This window comes from Comamonas sp. FG99 (assembly GCF_057808605.1).
In genome coordinates this window covers 35,693-50,704 of sequence record NZ_JBMDII010000021.1, presented here as the reverse complement: position 1 = coordinate 50,704, position 15,012 = coordinate 35,693, and the positions used below count along the sequence as shown (strand labels likewise).

Sequence of the window (15,012 nt, the reverse complement as noted above, 5' to 3'; positions counted from 1 at the left end):
CCTGCCACGATTTGCCTGCGCCTGCAGGGCACACGGTTTACAGTGCCGCCATGCGACTGACTCCATCCACCGTCCTGCTGTTGATATTTGCGCCGCTGATGTGGGCGGGCAACGCGGTGGCCGGCCGGCTGGTGCACGACCTGGCCTCGCCGATGCTGCTCAACTTCGTGCGCTGGACGCTGGCGCTGGCCCTGCTGCTGCCGCTGAGCTGGCAGGTGCTGCGCCGCGGCAGCCCGCTGTGGCCGCACTGGCGCCGCTATGCGCTGATCGGCCTGCTGGGCGTAGGCTGCTACAACGCGCTGCAGTATCTGGCACTGCAGACCTCGGGGCCGATCAACGTCACGCTGGTGGCCGCCAGCATGCCGCTGTGGATGATGGGCTTCGGCACGCTGCTGTTCGGCGTGCGCATCACCGGCGCGCAGATGCTGGGCGCGCTGCTGTCGATTGCCGGCGTGCTGGCGGTGCTCAGCCATGGCGACTGGCAGCAGCTACTGGCGCTGCGGCTGGTGCCGGGCGATCTGTACATGCTGCTGGCCACCGCCTGCTGGTCGCTCTACAGCTGGCTGCTGACGCGCACCAGCGAGCCCGCGTCCATACGCGGCGACTGGGCCGCCTTTCTGATGGCGCAACTGGCTTTCGGCTGGCTCTGGTCGGGCGCCTTCACGGCCGGCGAGTGGGCCGTGGGCAAGCTGCACGCCGAGTGGACGCCCACGCTGCTGGCCGCGGTGGCCTATATCACCATCGGCCCGGCAGTGCTGGCCTACCGCGCCTGGGGCGCCGGCGTGCAGCGCGTGGGGCCGACGGTGGCGGGCTTTTTCGCCAACCTCACCCCGCTGTTCGCGGCGGTGCTGTCGGCCGCCTTCCTGGGCGAGCCGCCGCGGCTGTACCACGGCATCGCGTTCGCGCTGATCGTCGGCGGCATCGTGGTGTCGTCGCGGCGCTAGGCCATGCGATAGTACGGGGGTCATGAGACCGCTTCCCGATCCTGCTCCCCCCTCCGGCGCCCGTGGGCTGCCGGCGCCGTTTTCCGCCCTGGCGCTCGACAGCGCGCACCATGAGCCGCTGTGGCGCCAGCTGTTCCAGCAGATGTGCCAGCTGCTGGGCAACGGCAGCCTGGCCACGGGCATGGGCCTGCCCACCGAGCGCGAGCTGGCGCTGGCGCTGGGTGTGAGCCGCGTCACCGTCAAGCGCTGCTACGACGAGCTGCGCCGCATGGGCGTGCTGGCCGGTCGCGGACGGGCGGGCACCGCGGTGCAGGCGGTCGCGCTGCCGCAGCCGGCGCGCGTGCAGCCCATGCTGGGGCGGCTGCAGGGCTTCACCGAAGAGATGCGTGAGCTCGGCATGGCGGCATCGACCCAGCTGCTGCAGCTGGCGCAGACCCAGGACCGGCGCATCGCCTCGATCTTCGGGCGCCCGTCGGGCTCGCGCTTTCTGCATGTGGCGCGCATCCGCCTGGGCGATGGCATACCGATGACGCGGGAGCTGGCCTGGTACGACCTGTCGGTCGCACCACAGCTGGCGCAGTGGAACGGCGAGGGCTCCGCCTACGCCTGGCTGCGCGAGCGCTGCGGCCTGCGCCTGGCCCATGCCGACCAGACGGTGGAAGCCGTGCTCAGCGCCGCCGAGGAGAACGAGGCCTTCGGCTATGCCAGCCCCCAGCCCTGCCTGCTGCTCAAGCGCCGCACCTATGCCAACGCGCCGGTGATCGCGCTGGTCGAATATGTGGAGGGCACCTTCCGCGGCGATGCCTATGTGTACCGCACGCGCCTGACGGTTTAGCCCGGCAAGGCGCTACCACCGGCATGGCTATCGCCGGCCCGGCCTGAGCGGCCGCGCGGCGGGCAGCGAGCCGTCTTCCAGCCAGGGCCGCAGTTGCTCGCGCCGCGGCAGCCGCGCCAGCACGCCCGCGCCGGCCACCACATGGGCCGCGCAGCGCTGCGCGCGCTGCATGGACTGCGCCATGCCGCAGCCCGACAGCTGCGCGCTCATGTAGGCGGCGGCAAAGGCATCGCCCGCCCCCACCGCATCGACCGCATCCACCGCGCATGCATCGACCTGCCAGCCTTGCCAATGCCCGGTGGCCGCCAAGCGCTCAAACCCCAGGCTGCCCCGCGGCCCCTGGGTGAGCAGCAGCTGCGTCAGGCGCGGCCATTGCCGGGCCAGCCGCTGCAGCAGCTGCCCGGGCAGGCCCGCGCCTGTGCCCGGCTCCATACCCAGCAAGGCGGTGGCCTCGGCCTGGTTGACGATCAGCACCTGCGTGGCCTCGCGCAGCGCTGGCGAAGGCTCGCACCAGGGCGAGGGATTGAGCACCGTCACCGCCCCGGCCGCTGCCGCCATGGCCAGCGCGCGCTCCACCGCCGGCAGCGCGGCCTCCAGCTGCGCATACACCATCGCGGCCGACGCCAGCTGCGCCGCCGCGGCATCGGCATGCCCGGCGCCCAGCAAGGCGTTGGCGCCGGGGTAGACCACGATCTGGTTCTCGCCGCCCGGGCCGACCAGGCCGCAGCCCATGCCGGAGTGGCCGGGCAGCCGGGCCAGATGGCGGCCATCGATGCCTTCGGCCGCCAGCAGCGCCTGCAGGCAGTCCCCCGCGCTGTCGCTGCCGCAGGCCATCAGCACCGACACGCGCGCGCCCGGCTCCGCCAGGCGCGCCAAGCCCACCGCCACGTTCAGCCCCTTGCCGCCGGGCTCCACCCACAGCTGGGCGGCGGCCAGGGTTTCACCGGCGCGCGGCAGCCGCTCCACCTGCCAGCAGCAGGCCTGGACATAGCTGCCCACCACGAGGATCTGCGGATGGGAATGCGGCGACATGGCCGCCAGCTTATGCCCGACAGAGGCCGGCTGTCCAGCCTGCTCCATGCGGCTAGCGCGCCGCGGCAGCCAGTGCGCGCGCCTGCGAGGGCGTCATGCCATAGCGCCTGCGGAAACTGCGGTTGAAATAGGACAGATCGCCAAAGCCCACATCCAGCGCCAGCGCGGCTATCGCCCGCCGCTCCAGGCGCGGATCGGCCAGCATGCGCCGCGCCAGCGCCAGGCGCCGCTCCAGCACCAGGGCGCTGAAGCTCAGGCCCTCGTCCTCCAGCAGCATGTGCAGGTAACGCGGCGTGATGCCCTGGCGCAGCGCCACCGCATGCACCGAGAGCGCGGCATCGGTGAAATGGGCCTCCACATCCTGCTTGACCGCCAGCAGCCGTGCCGCACGCACGCCCCGGCCCCGGGCCAGGTGCGCCGCATCGCCCACTGCGCCTGCAGCCAGCGCGGCCAGATCGTGCAGGTGCAGCGCTGCCGCGCGGCGCAATGCGGGCGTAGCCAGCGCGCCGTGCCCACGCAGCAGCTGCGCATATGCCATCAGCATGGCCACCGCCGGATCGCCGCGCAGCGGCCGTAGCAAGGCCGCATCCACATCGACATGCATGGATGCCAGCAACGGGCGGCTCAACGCCACCGCGCACAACTGCGCCGGAGTATGGGCAACGACCGATTCGAGCTGGCCGGGCCTGGTGAAAACCGCCTCGCCGCCCGCCAGCCCCCACTCACTGCCGCCGCCGCGCGCCTGCAGCATGCCCTGCCCCCGGGTCCAGCCCGACAGCACCACCGCTTCATCCGGACCTCCGGCCTGGTGGATGCAGCGCGAGGGCGTGGTCTCGCCGATGCAGACCGCCAGGCCGTCGAAGGCGGTCACGCTGCCGCTCACTGCCAGCGCGTGGCCGTCCAGCGGCTCCACCTGGATGCCGCCAAGGAAACTGGTGAATTCCTCCTGGAATGCCCGCAAGCGCTGCCGCTCCCATATCGGCGCGGTGTGCAGCCATTGGGTCAATGGCCTCCCTGGGTCTGCAGTGTCGTTGCTCATGGATACCTCTTCGCCACGCCCATAGGGCTTGCCGGCAGCGGCCTGTATCGAAGAAGTATGTCTGATAGGTGGCTTACTTTGGTACTGTGTTTCAATTCCAAACAAAATGTTTTACCAAGTCTTCCTCCATAAGAAAAGCAAAAAGCATAGCAATTGATGTTTGATGCCCAAGGGCTGGCATTCATCCTTTCCACAACGGCGGCGAGCGCCGCACACCGCCGGCAGCGGCTGCATGGGCGGACTTCCCTGCAGTCCCAGCCCAGTTCGCCTTGCACCAAGACAACGGTGGCTCCCAGCCCTAATGTCTGCGCATGCCTCGGCTCTGGCATCGCAGTTGCGCCAGTGGCACGGCTGACCACGTTTCACCCATTCCAAGACAGGAGTCTGCTTCCCATGGCGTCCCATTCCATCACTCGACCTTGGTCCGCGCTGGCGCAGCGCAAAACCCTGCCCGGCGGCGCGCAAGTGCTGGCCCTGGCTGGCCTGCTGGCGGCATCTGCCAGCTGGGCGCAGACCACCTACGAAGCCACCGGCGGCTACGAGTACACCGTGCCGGCCGGAGCCATTGCCATCGAGGTGCTGGTCACCGGCGGCGAAGGAGGAAGCGGAGGCACCGACCGGAACCAGGCCTTGGTGGGCGGCCAGGGTGCGGCCGGCGCCAGCGTGAGCGCCCGCATCGGCGTAGCGGCCGGCGATACCGTATTCGTGCGCATCGGCAGCGGCGGCGGCTCAGGCGGCACCCCCAGCATGCCAGGCGCCGCCCGGGGCGGCGATGGCGGCGAGGGGGCATTCGGCACAGCGAACGAGAACTCGCGCTCCGGCGGTGCCGGCGGCAGCTATGCCAGCAACGAATTCTGGTGGGGCGGCAAGGGCGGCGTGGGCAGCGGCGGCGACGGCGCTCACGGCGCCCACCAGACGGTCGATGGCCATATCGACGGGCCTGGCGGAGGTGGCGGCGGCGGCCGGGGCGGCGGTGGGGGCGGGGGCGGCACCGGCGGCGATGCGGCGGCCGGCCATAGCGCCTCGGGCGGCGGCGGTGGCGGCGGATCGTCGCAGCTCAGCGTGGGCAATGCAGTGGTGCGGGCCGGCGGCGGGGGTGGCGGCGCAGGCGCCTATACCTCGACCACTGCCGGCAGCAGCGTCACCATCCGCGGCGGCAGCGGCAACACTTCGTCCGCGCTGAGTGCATCGGAGCCCGCATGCGCCGAACCCAGCAGCGGACTGCCGGGCCCCGGCGGCGGGGGCGGCCAATTGAGCGGAGGCGGCGGCGGAGGCGGCGGCGGTGGCTATATTGCGGGTGCCGGCGGCGACAGCGGCAAGGGCAGCGCCGACGCCGCCCTGGGCGGCGCGGGCGGCAGCTCATGTACCGCCACCGAGCCTGCCCACCCGGTGACGAGCAGTGCGGTGGCGGGCACAGGCCAGCAAGGTAGTTTGCCCGCCGAAGCGCCTGCCGGCACCGGCAGGCCCGGCCGGGCCGTCATCACACCGGTGTTTGCCCCAGCCCGGCACCCCATCACCGAAGTCGCCGTGCCGCCAGAGGGCGGCGGCGTGAGCTGCACACCCAATCCCGTGCCCGATGGCGAGACATCCGCCTGCATCGCCACGCCCGCCGATGGCTGGCAACTGACCACCATCGACGGCTGCGGCGGCACAGCCTCCGGCACCAGCCCCTACGGCACCGGCGCCGTCGTGGCGGCCTGCACGGTAACCGCCCACTTCGAGCGCCACACGGGCAGCTCGGCGCCTGCGGCCAGCGTACCCACCCTGGGCGCATACAACCTGGCGCTGCTGGGCCTGCTGGCGGCCGGACTGGGCGCTCTGCGGCTGCGGCGGCGCAATGGCTGACGGCGATCCGAACGCGGCTGCGCCATGAACACCACCACATCCACAGCCGCACCGCCACGGGCCCAAGCGCAGCGCCACAGGCCATTGCATACGGGCTGGCGCGCATGGTATCTGCGCGGGCTGACCTGGGCCTTCATGCTGCTGACCGCCGCGCGGCTGGTGGCCTACATGCCCACGGTGTGGGCCATCCTGCAGACCCGCGACTCCCGCCAGCACTCGCTGTGGACCTGGCTGATCTGGGTGGGCGCCAACCTGAGCATGGCCGCCTGGCTGTATGAGAGCAACGGCCACCGGATGGACAAGGCCATAGGCGTGAGCCTGGCCAATGCCGCAGCCTGCGGCCTGACCACGGGCGTCATCCTGTGGTTCCGGATTTGAACTCGCTTCAGAACGTGCCCGGATAGAAGCCGCCATCGGGCAGGATGTTCTGCCCTGTCAGGTAGGCCGCCTGCCGGCTGCACAGGAAGGCGCAGATCGCGCCGAACTCCTCGGGCGTGCCGAAGCGGCCGGCGGGGATCTGCTTTTGCTGGCTGGCGCGGATCTCGGCCTCGGGCTTGCCGGTTTTCTGCGCCGCCGCGGCGATGGTGCCGGCGATGCGGTCGGTGTCGAACTTGCCGGGCAGCAGGTTGTTGATGGTCACGCCGCGCGCCGCCAGCGGGCTGCGCGCCACGCCGGCCACGAAGCCGGTGAGGCCGCTGCGCGCGCCGTTGGACAGACCCAGGATGTCGATGGGCGCCTTGACCGAGCTGGAGGTGATGTTGACGATGCGGCCGAAGCCGCGCGCGGCCATGCCGTCCACCAGCGCCTGGATCAGCGCGATCGGGGTCAGCATGTTGGCATCCAGCGCCTGGACCCAGGTGTCGCGATTCCAGTCGCGGAAGTCGCCGGGCGGCGGCCCGCCGGCATTGTTGACCAGGATGTCGAAGTCACGCCCCGGGCCGCCCGGCGCGGCCAGCACCGCCGCGCGCCCGGCTTCGGTGGTGATGTCGGCGGCCACCGCGATCACCTTGGGCTCGGCCCGCTCGCCGCCCTTCGCGGCCCAGGCGGCGGCCAGCGTGCGCAGCTGCGCGGCCGTGGCCTGCAGCGCCTCGGCGCCGCGCGCATTGATCACCAGGTTCACGCCCTCTTGCACCAGCGCCTGGGCGCAGCCCCGGCCCAGCCCCTTGCTTGCCGCGCACACCAGCGCCCACTTGCCCGCAATGCCCAAATCCATGTTCGACTCCTTGTGTCTGCAAAGCCCTTGTTTGTAGCGCAAACCGGCTCAACGCGCCGGTCTGCGGGAAAAGACATAAATCCCCGCCAGCACCAGCAAGGTGCCGGCCGCGATCGCCGGCGTGAAGGGCTCGCCCAGCAGCCATACGCCCATCAGGATGGTGGACAGCGGCCCCACCATGCCGGTCTGGGCCACCGTGGCCGGACCCAGGCGCTCGACTGCCATCATCACCATCAGCACCGGCACCGCGGTGCACAGCACCGCATTGAGCACCGACAGCCAGACCACCGGCGCCGGCACCAGCGCCGCTGCCAGCGGCCGTAGCAGCGCGAACTGCGCGATGCACAGCACACAGGCGACCGAGGTGGCCAGCCCCACCAGCCGCAGCGCGCCGATCCGCTGCACGAACTGCCCGCTGTAGACCAGGTAGATGGAGTAGCTGACGGTGCTCAGGAACACCAGCAGCGAGCCCCACAGCACCCGCGTGCCCTCGGCCCGCAGCTCCAGGCCGAACACCAGCAGCATGCCGGCGTAGCTCAGCGCCAGGCCGGCGAGCTGCCGCCCGCTGGCGCGGCGGCGGTACAGCAGCCAGCCCAGCAGCAGCACCAGCGTGGGGTTGAGGTACAGGATCAGCCGCTCCAGGCTCGCGCTGACATAGGCCAGCCCGGCGAAATCAAGGTAGCTCGACAGGTAGTAGCCGCTGAAGCCCAGGCCCAGCACGCCCAGCCAATCGCGGCCGGTGAGCGCCGCCTTGCCGCGCCCGGCCCACCAGGCCATGGCCACGAACAGCGGCAGCGCGAACAGCATGCGGTACATGATGAGCGTGGTGGCGTCCACGCCATGGCGGTAGGCCAGCTTGACGATGATGGCCTTGCCGCTGAAGGCGATGGCGCCGAAGAAGGCCAGCAAAAAGCCGGTGCGCTGCGCGGATGGCGCGGCGGCGGTGAGGGATGCAGTCACGGGAAAGCCAGCAATGAGCCAGGCGCCGGCCGCTGCCGTCGCCTGTGGCGCCGGGCCGCGCCAAGCGGCCTCAGTGCGATCCGCCCAGCAGCTTCTGGTGCGTCTTGCGGATCGACCACCACACCCCGAAGGCTACCAGCGGAATGGCCAGCGCCGCCGTCGTTTCTGGCGACAGCGGCCATCCCCATTTCTGCGCCGCCTTGGCCAGGTAGCTGACCAGGCCGACGATGTAGTAGGTGATCGCTGCCACCGACAGCCCCTCCACCGTGGACTGCAGCTTCAGCTGCAGCCCCTGGCGCTCGTTCATCGCGGCCAGCAGCGCCTGGCGGCCCTGCTGCTGGTTGATGTCCACCCGGGTCTGCAGCAGGTTGCTCATGCGCGATACGCGCTGCGACAGCGCCTCCAGCCGCAGCAGCGCCGAGGCGCAGGTGTTGCGCGCAGGGCTCAGGCGCCGCTCCATGAAGTCGCCGATGGTCTGGTTGCCCTCCAGCCGCTGCTCGTCCACATCGGCCACGCGCTGCTCCACCAACGCAAAGTAGGCGGCGCTGGCCGACAGGCGCGAGTGGCAGGCGGCGTACTGGCTCTCGACCTGGCCGGCCAGGCGGGTGAGCCGGTCGAGCAGCTGCGGCTCGCTCTCGGGCTCGGCGCTGCGGATGGCGCCGGCCAGCTGCGCCAGCTCGCCCTCCAGGCCGGCCAGCGCGTGCATGCTGTCGCGCGCCGCCGGCAGGCCCAGCAGCGCCGCCATGCGGTAGGTCTCGATCTCAAGCAGGCGCTGCACCAGCCGCCCCATGCGCCGCGGCGGCAGGCCCTTGTTGCAAACGAAGATGCGCGAAGCGCCATCGGGGTAGACGGTAAAGTCGGTGTAGACATTGGCCAGCAGCCCGGCCGCGCGCGAGGCGACGAGCTTGTCCTCTTGCAGCCAGGGCGGCACGCCGCGCTCGGGCTGCGAGGCGCCGCCGAGCACCCACAGGTGCTGCGCCAGGATGCACTGCCCCGGCAGCGCCGCCAGCCACTGCAGCGGCGCGGCATCGCTGGCCGGCGGCAGCGCGGTGACGTCGGACAGCGGTGTGGGCAGCGGGCGGATCCAGGTCCACGAGACGAACTCGGTGTGCAGCTCCCAGCGCAGCCGGCAGTTGCCCAGGTCGATGCGCAGGTGCGTGGCATCGGCCGCGGGCACCGGCAGCCGCAGCTCGTCGAGCAACCGGTGCAGCCAGGCCCGGCTGGCCTCGCGCTCGCGGGCATCGGCCCACATCACGATGCAGGAGACTGCCGTGTGCTGCTCCACCGGCTCGGGCGGGCGGGCATGTACCTCGTTGTGCAGCGGCAGGCGCAGGGAATGCTGGGTCAGCTTGGCCAGGGTGTTCATGATGCATCCGGAAGAAGCTCGCATGGTATCGCCACCAGCGCCGCGCCCCCGCGGAGAACTGTTATTCCAGCGGAAAAATAGCTTCCACGCCCCCGCTGCGCGAGCTCCGCCGCCCCACGGTGGGGCGTTTTTTCCATGGAGCGGCCCGGCGCCAGAAAGAAAAAACGGCACCTTGCGGTGCCGTTCTCGGTGCTCGAGGCGGGAATCAATCCTCGACGAATGCTTCCTCGCGGCGCTTGCTCACCGCCGGCAGGCAGACGATGACGAGCAGGATCAGCGCGGCGACCAGCAGGCCGGCGGAGATCGGGCGCGTCACGAACACGCTCCAGTCGCCGCGCGACAGCAGCAGCGCGCGGCGCAGGTTCTCTTCCATCATCGGCCCCAGGATGAAGCCCAGCAGCAGCGGCGCGGGCTCGCAGCCGACCTTGTGGAACACATAGCCCACGAAGCCGAAGATGCCCACCATCCACACGTCCCACGAGTTGTTGTTGGTGCCGTACACACCGACCGCGCAGAACAGCACGATGGACGGGAACAGCCAGCGGTAGGGCACGGTCAGCAGCTTGATCCACACGCCGATCAGCGGCAGGTTCAGGATCACCAGCATCAGGTTGCCGATCCACATCGAGGCGATCAGGCCCCAGAACAGCTCGGGGTTGCTGGTCATCACCTGCGGGCCGGGCTGGATGTTGTGGATGGTCATCGCACCCACCATCAGCGCCATCACGGCATTGGGCGGAATGCCCAGCGTCAGCAGCGGAATGAACGAGGTCTGCGAACCGGCGTTGTTGGCCGACTCGGGAGCGCACACGCCGCGGATGTTGCCCTGGCCGAAGGGCACTTCGCCCGGCTTGAGCTTGGTCTTCTTCTCGATGGTGTAGGCAGCGAAGGCCGACAGCATGGCGCCGCCGCCGGGCAGGATGCCCAGGGCCGAGCCCAGCGCGGTGCCGCGGATCATCGCGGGGAACATGCGCTTGAAGTCTTCGCCCGTGGGGAACAGGCCGGTCACCTTGGCGGCGAACACTTCGCGCTCTTCGTCGGACTTGGACAGGTTGGCGATGATTTCGCCGTAGCCGAACACGCCCATGGCCACCACCACGAAGTCGATGCCGTCGGTCAGCTCGGGAATGTCGAAGCTGTAGCGCGCCACGCCGGAGTTCACGTCGGTGCCCACCAGGCCCAGCAGCAGGCCCAGCACGATCATGCCCACGGCCTTGAGCAGCGAGCCCGAGGCCAGCACCACCGCGCCGATCAGGCCCAGGGTCATCAGCGAGAAGTATTCGGCCGGACCGAACATGAAGGCCACTTCGGTCAGCGGCGGCGCGAACGCGGCCAGGATCAGCGTGCCCACGCAGCCGGCGAAGAACGAGCCTATGCCCGCCGCCGCCAGCGCCGGTCCCGCCCGGCCTTTTCGGGCCATCTGGTAGCCGTCGATCACGGTCACCACCGAGGAGGACTCACCCGGCAGGTTCACCAGGATGGCGGTGGTCGAGCCGCCGTACTGTGCGCCGTAGTAGATGCCGGCCAGCATGATCAGCGCGGCCACCGGGGGCAGCGCATAGGTGGCGGGCAGCAGCATGGCGATCGTCGCCACCGGGCCGATGCCGGGCAGCACGCCGATCAGCGTGCCCAGCAGGCAGCCGACGAAGCAGTAGATCAGGTTCTGGAAAGTGAAGGCGACGCCGAAGCCCGTCGACAGATTGTTGATGAGATCCATGGACAAATGCTCCTGCTTAGCCCGTGATGAAGCTGGGCCAGACCGGGAACTGCAGGTTCAGCGCCCAGACGAAAGCCACATAGCTGCCGATCGCGAGAACGGTGGCCAGAACGAAAACCGACTTGGCATGGAATTCATGCCCGGCGAGGCTGGCGATGAACACCAGCGCGTAGATGGCGATGATCAGCCCCATGGCCGGAATGCCCCAGCTGGGCACGCCCACCAGCAGGATGCCGAAGGCGAAGTTGGCGGCCAGGATGAAGAACACCTGCTTCCAGGCCCACCGGCCCACCGGATCGCCGTCCGGCGGCCCCGAGGTCAGGCCCTTGAAGGCCACGCTCGCACCGATCAGCGTCAGCAGGATACCGAGAATCATGGGGAAATAGCCAGGCCCCATGCGGGCGCCCGAGCCAATGGTGTAGTTCTGGGCGCCAACGGCGAACCCAATACCTACGGCCATGTACATCAGGCCTGCCCAAAAGTCTTTTTGGCTCTTGAGTTTCACAAACACGTCTCCATTCGGATACAACGACACGGCATTGTCCCTGCCATGGGGGTGCTGCCGAATGTGGATACCACCTACATTTCGACACAGGAAAACCCTAGATAGACATGCTTGTTGAGGCTGCTTTGCACAGCCGGGCCGGACTGGGCTCAGGCCGGCGCCAGCGGCTTGAACACGCGCAGCCATTTGTGCGCCGGCAGCCCGGTGGCCGCATGGACCTGCTGCGCGCGCAGCTCCAGCAGCTCCCGCCCGGGCCGCAGCGGCTGGCGCCCGGCCAGCACCACGGTGTTACCCTCCTTCGTGGGCCTGAAGGCCCAGACCGCATCGCGGCCGAAGGCCTGCGCGATCTGCTCCAGGCTGCGCTCGTAGCTGCTGGTGCGGCCGAACAGGTTCACCGTCATGCAGCCATCATCGGTGAGCAGGCTGCGGCAGTGGGCATAGAAATCGGCATCGTCGAGCACCGGCGCGGCGGCCTCGTGGTCGTACAGGTCGACCTGCAGCGCATCCACGCTCGCCAGCCGCTCGGCGCGCTGCACCTCCAGCGCCGCATCGCCCTGCACCACCTGCAGCAGGCCGCCGTCGGGCGGCAGCTTGAACCACTGGCGGCACACCGCGATCACCTGCGGGTTCAGCTCGATGGCGGTGGTGCGCATGTGCAGCTGCCGGCAGCAGAACTTGGTGATGGCCGCGGCCCCCAGGCCCAGCTGCAGCGCATGGCGCCGCGGCACCGAATCCCATTCGACGAACAGCAGCCACGCCATCATGCGCTGCACGTATTCGAGGTCGATGTCGAAGGGCTTCTTGATGCGCATCGAGCCCTGGACCCAGGGCGTGCCCAGGTGCAGGTAGCGGGTGCCGTCGTAGTCCGAGATCGTGACTTCGGGCAGCTGGTCTGCCGCCGCAGCGGTTTTTCTTTTGGCCATGGGCGGCGATTATCGTTGCTGCAGCAAAGGCTCGGCCCGTATGCATTGCTCCAGCATGTCCACCAGCGCCCGCACCCGCGCCGGCAGCTGCCGCTGCTGCGGCCACACCGCGTAGATGGGGTTGGGCTCGGCCTGCCATTGCCGCAGCACCCGCACCAGCGTGCCCGCGCGCAGCTGCGCGTCGCACACCCACAGCGGGCACCACAGCAGCCCCTGGCCGGCCTGCGCCAGCTCGACCGCCAGCGCCACATCGTTGACCACGCAGTGCCGCGCCGGCGGCAGCGTGAACTCGCGGCTCTCGCCGCTGGCCTTGTGACGGATGCGCACCGACAGCAGGGGATCGGCCACCACCCAGGCGTGCGGCTCCAGCTCGTCCGGATGCGCCGGCTCGCCCATGCGCGCCAGGTAGCCGGGCGAGCCGACCAGGCCGATCGCGGTCACCCCCAGGCGCCGCAGCGCCAGGCTTGAATCGGGCTGCTCGCCCACGCGGATCGCCAGGTCGGCGCCCTGCTCGAACATGTCCTCGCGCACGTTGGACAGGCGCAGGTCCAGCCGCGCGCGTGGATAGCGGCTCAGAAAGTCGGCCCACACCGGCTTGAGCAGGCCCTTGGCCAGGTTCATCGGCGCCAGCACCCGCACCAGGCCCTGCACTTCGGTCAGCGTCGCCTCCAGGCTCTGCGTGGCCTGCTGCAGCGACTGCAGCAGCGGGCTGCAGCGCTCGTAGTAGGCCAACCCCTCGGGCGTGGGCTGCATGCGGCGGGCGCTGCGGTGCAGCAGCTGGCAGTTGAGCTGGCGCTCCAGCTGCTGCAACCGGCGCGTCACCGTGGCCGGCGGCAGCTGCATGCGCCGTGCCGCGGCGCTCAGGCTGCCGCTCTCCACAATCACCGCAAACAGCGCCAGATCATCGAGCATGATTTCAAATTTGGAATTTAAGAATCATAGTTATCGTATTTTCTCATTTTTAATCAGTGTATACACTATGGTATCTACCAGCTACTCTTGGAATCCACCATGTCCCCCGCCCTGCAACAACGGTTGCTCGTCTCCGTCATCATGTCCGTCACGCTCTCGACGCTGATGACCGCTTGGGTGATCTGGCTGAACATGGGCTTTGCCGAGGACTTCCTCGCGCGCTGGCAGCACGCCTTCCTGCTGTCGTGGCCCGCGGCCTTCACCATCGTGATGCTGATCGGCCCATCGGTGCAGCGGCTGGCGCACTGGCTGCTGACGCGCCGCGGCCTGCAGGCCGGCGGCCGGCCCGCGGCCTAGCGGCCTAGCGGCCGTTTTCAGAGCAACCGCAGCTCGGCCAGCACCTCGCGCCAGCCCGCGAGCTTGCGCTCGAAACTCCACGAGGCATTGGCCGGGCTGGTGGACGGCAGGCGCCAGGCCGGCAGGCCCAGCACTGCGCGCACTGCCTTCGCATGGCGAAAGCTCTCGCCGCCGTTGTGCAGCGCGCCCCGCAGCTGCGGGCTGTGCGCCCTGAGCGCCGCGAAATCGTTGAGCTGCGCATGGCGGATATTGCTGTCCAGGCTGCCCTCGCGCTCGCAGCTGGCATACACATCCCACAGGCCCAGGCCGCGCTCCAGCAGCCAGGCGCAGCGGCCGGCATAGTCGGCCGGCTGCGGGTACTGCGGCCACAGCGCCGCCAGCAGCGGCCAGAAGTGATTGCGCGGATAGGCGTAGTACTGGCGCTGCGCCAGCGACATGCCGCCTGGGAAGCTGCCCAGGATCAAGGCACGCGTGCCCGCGCTCACCACCGGCGGCAGGCCCTGCAGGCGCTCAGCAGCCATGGATCAGGGCCCCTAGCCTGGGCAGCACGCGGCAGGCATTGGCCGTGGTCTGGCGCCGCCAGTCTTGCAGCTCGGCCTGGCGCAGCTGGGCCAGTTCAGCCGCAATGCGCGGCAGCTCGGCCGGCGTGTTGCGCCCCTGGGCCACCCCTTGGGCACGCTGCCCGGCGGGGGTGTAGAGCCAGTGCGGCGGAATGTCGGGCGCATCGGTTTCCATCACGATGCAGTGCGGCGGCAGCTCCCGCGCCAGGCTGCGCAGATGCAGCGCGCGCTCGTAGGTAAGCGCGCCGCCGAAACCCAGCGCAAAGCCCTGGCCGGCGAAGTGCGCGGCCTGCTGCGCGCTGCCGTTGAAGGCATGGGCGATCCCGCCGATGGGTGGGCGCGCGCGCAGCGCCTTGAGCAGCTGGTCGCTGGACTTGCGCACATGCAGCAGCACCGGCAGGCCATGGCGCCGGGCCACCTCCAGCTGCTGCTGGTAGAACCAGGTCTGCCGTTCGGCGTCCAGCCCAGCGACAAAAAAGTCCAGCCCGATCTCGCCCACCGCTACCAGGCGCGGGTCGTCGCGGCACTCGTGCAGCAGCGCATCGAGCGCGACAATGTCGTCCTGGTGCGCGCGGCCGGTGTACAGCGGGTGAATGCCCAGCGCATAGCTGTCGCCAAAGCGGTGCGCCAGCTCGCGCACCCGCAGCCAGTTGCCGCGCTCCACCGCCGGTATCACGCAATGCCCCACGCCCGCGGCCCGCGCCTGCTCGCGCAGCGCATCGCGGTCGGCATCGAACTCGGCGGCGTCCCAATGGCAGTGGGTATCGATCCAGGTTGGCATTTCAAAAATAGGAGCTACTTGCG

General features: G+C 69.8%; 16 protein-coding genes. 5 read left to right on the top strand and 11 right to left on the bottom strand.

Features of this window, described 5'->3' with window-relative positions; genetic code table 11:
* Window positions 1-50 precede the first annotated feature (50 nt).
* Window positions 51-944, top strand: a complete 894-nt coding sequence (locus ACODRX_RS15265) for a DMT family transporter (RefSeq protein WP_488872373.1) — start codon at window positions 51-53, stop codon at window positions 942-944.
* Window positions 945-966: 22 nt separating this feature from the next.
* Window positions 967-1,779 carry a GntR family transcriptional regulator gene (locus tag ACODRX_RS15260; RefSeq protein ID WP_488872372.1) on the top strand — a complete coding sequence of 271 codons (813 nt, stop codon included), beginning with the start codon at window positions 967-969 and terminating at the stop codon, window positions 1,777-1,779.
* 27 nt (window positions 1,780-1,806) lie between these two features.
* Here ACODRX_RS15260 and ACODRX_RS15255 read toward each other — a convergent pair whose 3' ends face one another.
* Window positions 1,807-2,811: a PfkB family carbohydrate kinase gene (locus tag ACODRX_RS15255; RefSeq protein ID WP_488872371.1), complete on the bottom strand. Its 1,005-nt coding sequence runs from the start codon at window positions 2,809-2,811 to the stop codon at window positions 1,807-1,809.
* A 52-nt stretch (window positions 2,812-2,863) separates the two neighbouring features.
* Window positions 2,864-3,850, bottom strand: a complete 987-nt coding sequence (locus ACODRX_RS15250; RefSeq protein ID WP_488872370.1) for a helix-turn-helix transcriptional regulator — start codon at window positions 3,848-3,850, stop codon at window positions 2,864-2,866.
* 393 nt (window positions 3,851-4,243) lie between these two features.
* Here ACODRX_RS15250 and ACODRX_RS15245 point away from each other — a divergent pair, with 393 nt between their 5' ends.
* Window positions 4,244-5,695: an IPTL-CTERM sorting domain-containing protein gene (locus ACODRX_RS15245; RefSeq protein ID WP_488872369.1), complete on the top strand. Its 1,452-nt coding sequence runs from the start codon at window positions 4,244-4,246 to the stop codon at window positions 5,693-5,695.
* Window positions 5,696-5,719: 24 nt separating this feature from the next.
* Window positions 5,720-6,073 (top strand): hypothetical protein, encoded by a 354-nt coding sequence (locus tag ACODRX_RS15240; protein ID WP_488872368.1) that lies wholly within the window; start codon window positions 5,720-5,722, stop codon window positions 6,071-6,073.
* A gap of 7 nt (window positions 6,074-6,080) precedes the next feature.
* Here the strand turns inward: ACODRX_RS15240 and ACODRX_RS15235 are convergent, their stop codons facing one another.
* From ACODRX_RS15235 to ACODRX_RS15205, 7 genes are all read right to left on the bottom strand, one after another.
* A complete protein-coding gene (locus ACODRX_RS15235; protein ID WP_488872367.1) occupies window positions 6,081-6,908 on the bottom strand; it encodes an SDR family oxidoreductase in 828 nt (275 codons plus the stop codon).
* A gap of 48 nt (window positions 6,909-6,956) precedes the next feature.
* Window positions 6,957-7,868, bottom strand: coding sequence for a DMT family transporter (locus tag ACODRX_RS15230; protein ID WP_488872366.1), 912 nt, complete (start codon window positions 7,866-7,868; stop codon window positions 6,957-6,959).
* Between the two features lie 70 nt (window positions 7,869-7,938).
* Window positions 7,939-9,234, bottom strand: coding sequence for a DUF3422 family protein (locus tag ACODRX_RS15225; protein ID WP_488872365.1), 1,296 nt, complete (start codon window positions 9,232-9,234; stop codon window positions 7,939-7,941).
* A gap of 205 nt (window positions 9,235-9,439) precedes the next feature.
* The gene (locus ACODRX_RS15220) at window positions 9,440-10,951 is read right to left on the bottom strand and encodes a tripartite tricarboxylate transporter permease (protein ID WP_488872364.1); all 1,512 of its coding nucleotides are present in this window, start codon (window positions 10,949-10,951) and stop codon (window positions 9,440-9,442) included.
* Between the two features lie 16 nt (window positions 10,952-10,967).
* Entirely contained in the window at window positions 10,968-11,456 is a 489-nt protein-coding gene (locus ACODRX_RS15215; RefSeq protein WP_488872363.1) for a tripartite tricarboxylate transporter TctB family protein, read from the bottom strand.
* A gap of 149 nt (window positions 11,457-11,605) precedes the next feature.
* Complete coding sequence (locus tag ACODRX_RS15210) at window positions 11,606-12,379, bottom strand: class I SAM-dependent methyltransferase (protein ID WP_488872362.1); 774 nt, start codon at window positions 12,377-12,379, stop codon at window positions 11,606-11,608.
* A 9-nt stretch (window positions 12,380-12,388) separates the two neighbouring features.
* Window positions 12,389-13,291, bottom strand: coding sequence for a LysR family transcriptional regulator (locus ACODRX_RS15205; RefSeq protein ID WP_488872361.1), 903 nt, complete (start codon window positions 13,289-13,291; stop codon window positions 12,389-12,391).
* A gap of 99 nt (window positions 13,292-13,390) precedes the next feature.
* Between ACODRX_RS15205 and ACODRX_RS15200 the strand changes: the two genes are divergently transcribed.
* On the top strand, window positions 13,391-13,648 hold the full coding sequence (locus tag ACODRX_RS15200) for a DUF2798 domain-containing protein (RefSeq protein ID WP_488872360.1): 258 nt from the start codon (window positions 13,391-13,393) through the stop codon (window positions 13,646-13,648).
* Between the two features lie 17 nt (window positions 13,649-13,665).
* Here ACODRX_RS15200 and ACODRX_RS15195 read toward each other — a convergent pair whose 3' ends face one another.
* Window positions 13,666-14,169 (bottom strand): DNA-deoxyinosine glycosylase, encoded by a 504-nt coding sequence (locus ACODRX_RS15195; RefSeq protein ID WP_488872359.1) that lies wholly within the window; start codon window positions 14,167-14,169, stop codon window positions 13,666-13,668.
* Window positions 14,159-14,989 (bottom strand): TatD family hydrolase, encoded by an 831-nt coding sequence (locus ACODRX_RS15190; RefSeq protein WP_488872358.1) that lies wholly within the window; start codon window positions 14,987-14,989, stop codon window positions 14,159-14,161. The genes ACODRX_RS15195 and ACODRX_RS15190 overlap by 11 nt, the downstream gene beginning before the upstream one ends.
* Window positions 14,990-15,012: the final 23 nt, after the last annotated feature.

What these genes read in the sequence shown, in the direction of transcription:
- ACODRX_RS15225 (WP_488872365.1), bottom strand. Translation starts at nt 9,234, where the DNA reads ATGAACACCCTGGCCAAGCTGACCCAGCATTCCCTGCGCCTGCCGCTG.
- ACODRX_RS15235 (WP_488872367.1), bottom strand. Translation starts at nt 6,908, where the DNA reads ATGGATTTGGGCATTGCGGGCAAGTGGGCGCTGGTGTGCGCGGCAAGC.
- ACODRX_RS15195 (WP_488872359.1), bottom strand. Translation starts at nt 14,169, where the DNA reads ATGGCTGCTGAGCGCCTGCAGGGCCTGCCGCCGGTGGTGAGCGCGGGC.
- ACODRX_RS15245 (WP_488872369.1), top strand. Translation starts at nt 4,244, where the DNA reads ATGGCGTCCCATTCCATCACTCGACCTTGGTCCGCGCTGGCGCAGCGC.
- ACODRX_RS15265 (WP_488872373.1), top strand. Translation starts at nt 51, where the DNA reads ATGCGACTGACTCCATCCACCGTCCTGCTGTTGATATTTGCGCCGCTG.
- ACODRX_RS15190 (WP_488872358.1), bottom strand. Translation starts at nt 14,989, where the DNA reads ATGCCAACCTGGATCGATACCCACTGCCATTGGGACGCCGCCGAGTTC.
- ACODRX_RS15260 (WP_488872372.1), top strand. Translation starts at nt 967, where the DNA reads ATGAGACCGCTTCCCGATCCTGCTCCCCCCTCCGGCGCCCGTGGGCTG.
- ACODRX_RS15250 (WP_488872370.1), bottom strand. Translation starts at nt 3,850, where the DNA reads ATGAGCAACGACACTGCAGACCCAGGGAGGCCATTGACCCAATGGCTG.
- ACODRX_RS15240 (WP_488872368.1), top strand. Translation starts at nt 5,720, where the DNA reads ATGAACACCACCACATCCACAGCCGCACCGCCACGGGCCCAAGCGCAG.
- ACODRX_RS15205 (WP_488872361.1), bottom strand. Translation starts at nt 13,291, where the DNA reads ATGCTCGATGATCTGGCGCTGTTTGCGGTGATTGTGGAGAGCGGCAGC.
- ACODRX_RS15255 (WP_488872371.1), bottom strand. Translation starts at nt 2,811, where the DNA reads ATGTCGCCGCATTCCCATCCGCAGATCCTCGTGGTGGGCAGCTATGTC.
- ACODRX_RS15200 (WP_488872360.1), top strand. Translation starts at nt 13,391, where the DNA reads ATGTCCCCCGCCCTGCAACAACGGTTGCTCGTCTCCGTCATCATGTCC.
- ACODRX_RS15210 (WP_488872362.1), bottom strand. Translation starts at nt 12,379, where the DNA reads ATGGCCAAAAGAAAAACCGCTGCGGCGGCAGACCAGCTGCCCGAAGTC.
- ACODRX_RS15220 (WP_488872364.1), bottom strand. Translation starts at nt 10,951, where the DNA reads ATGGATCTCATCAACAATCTGTCGACGGGCTTCGGCGTCGCCTTCACT.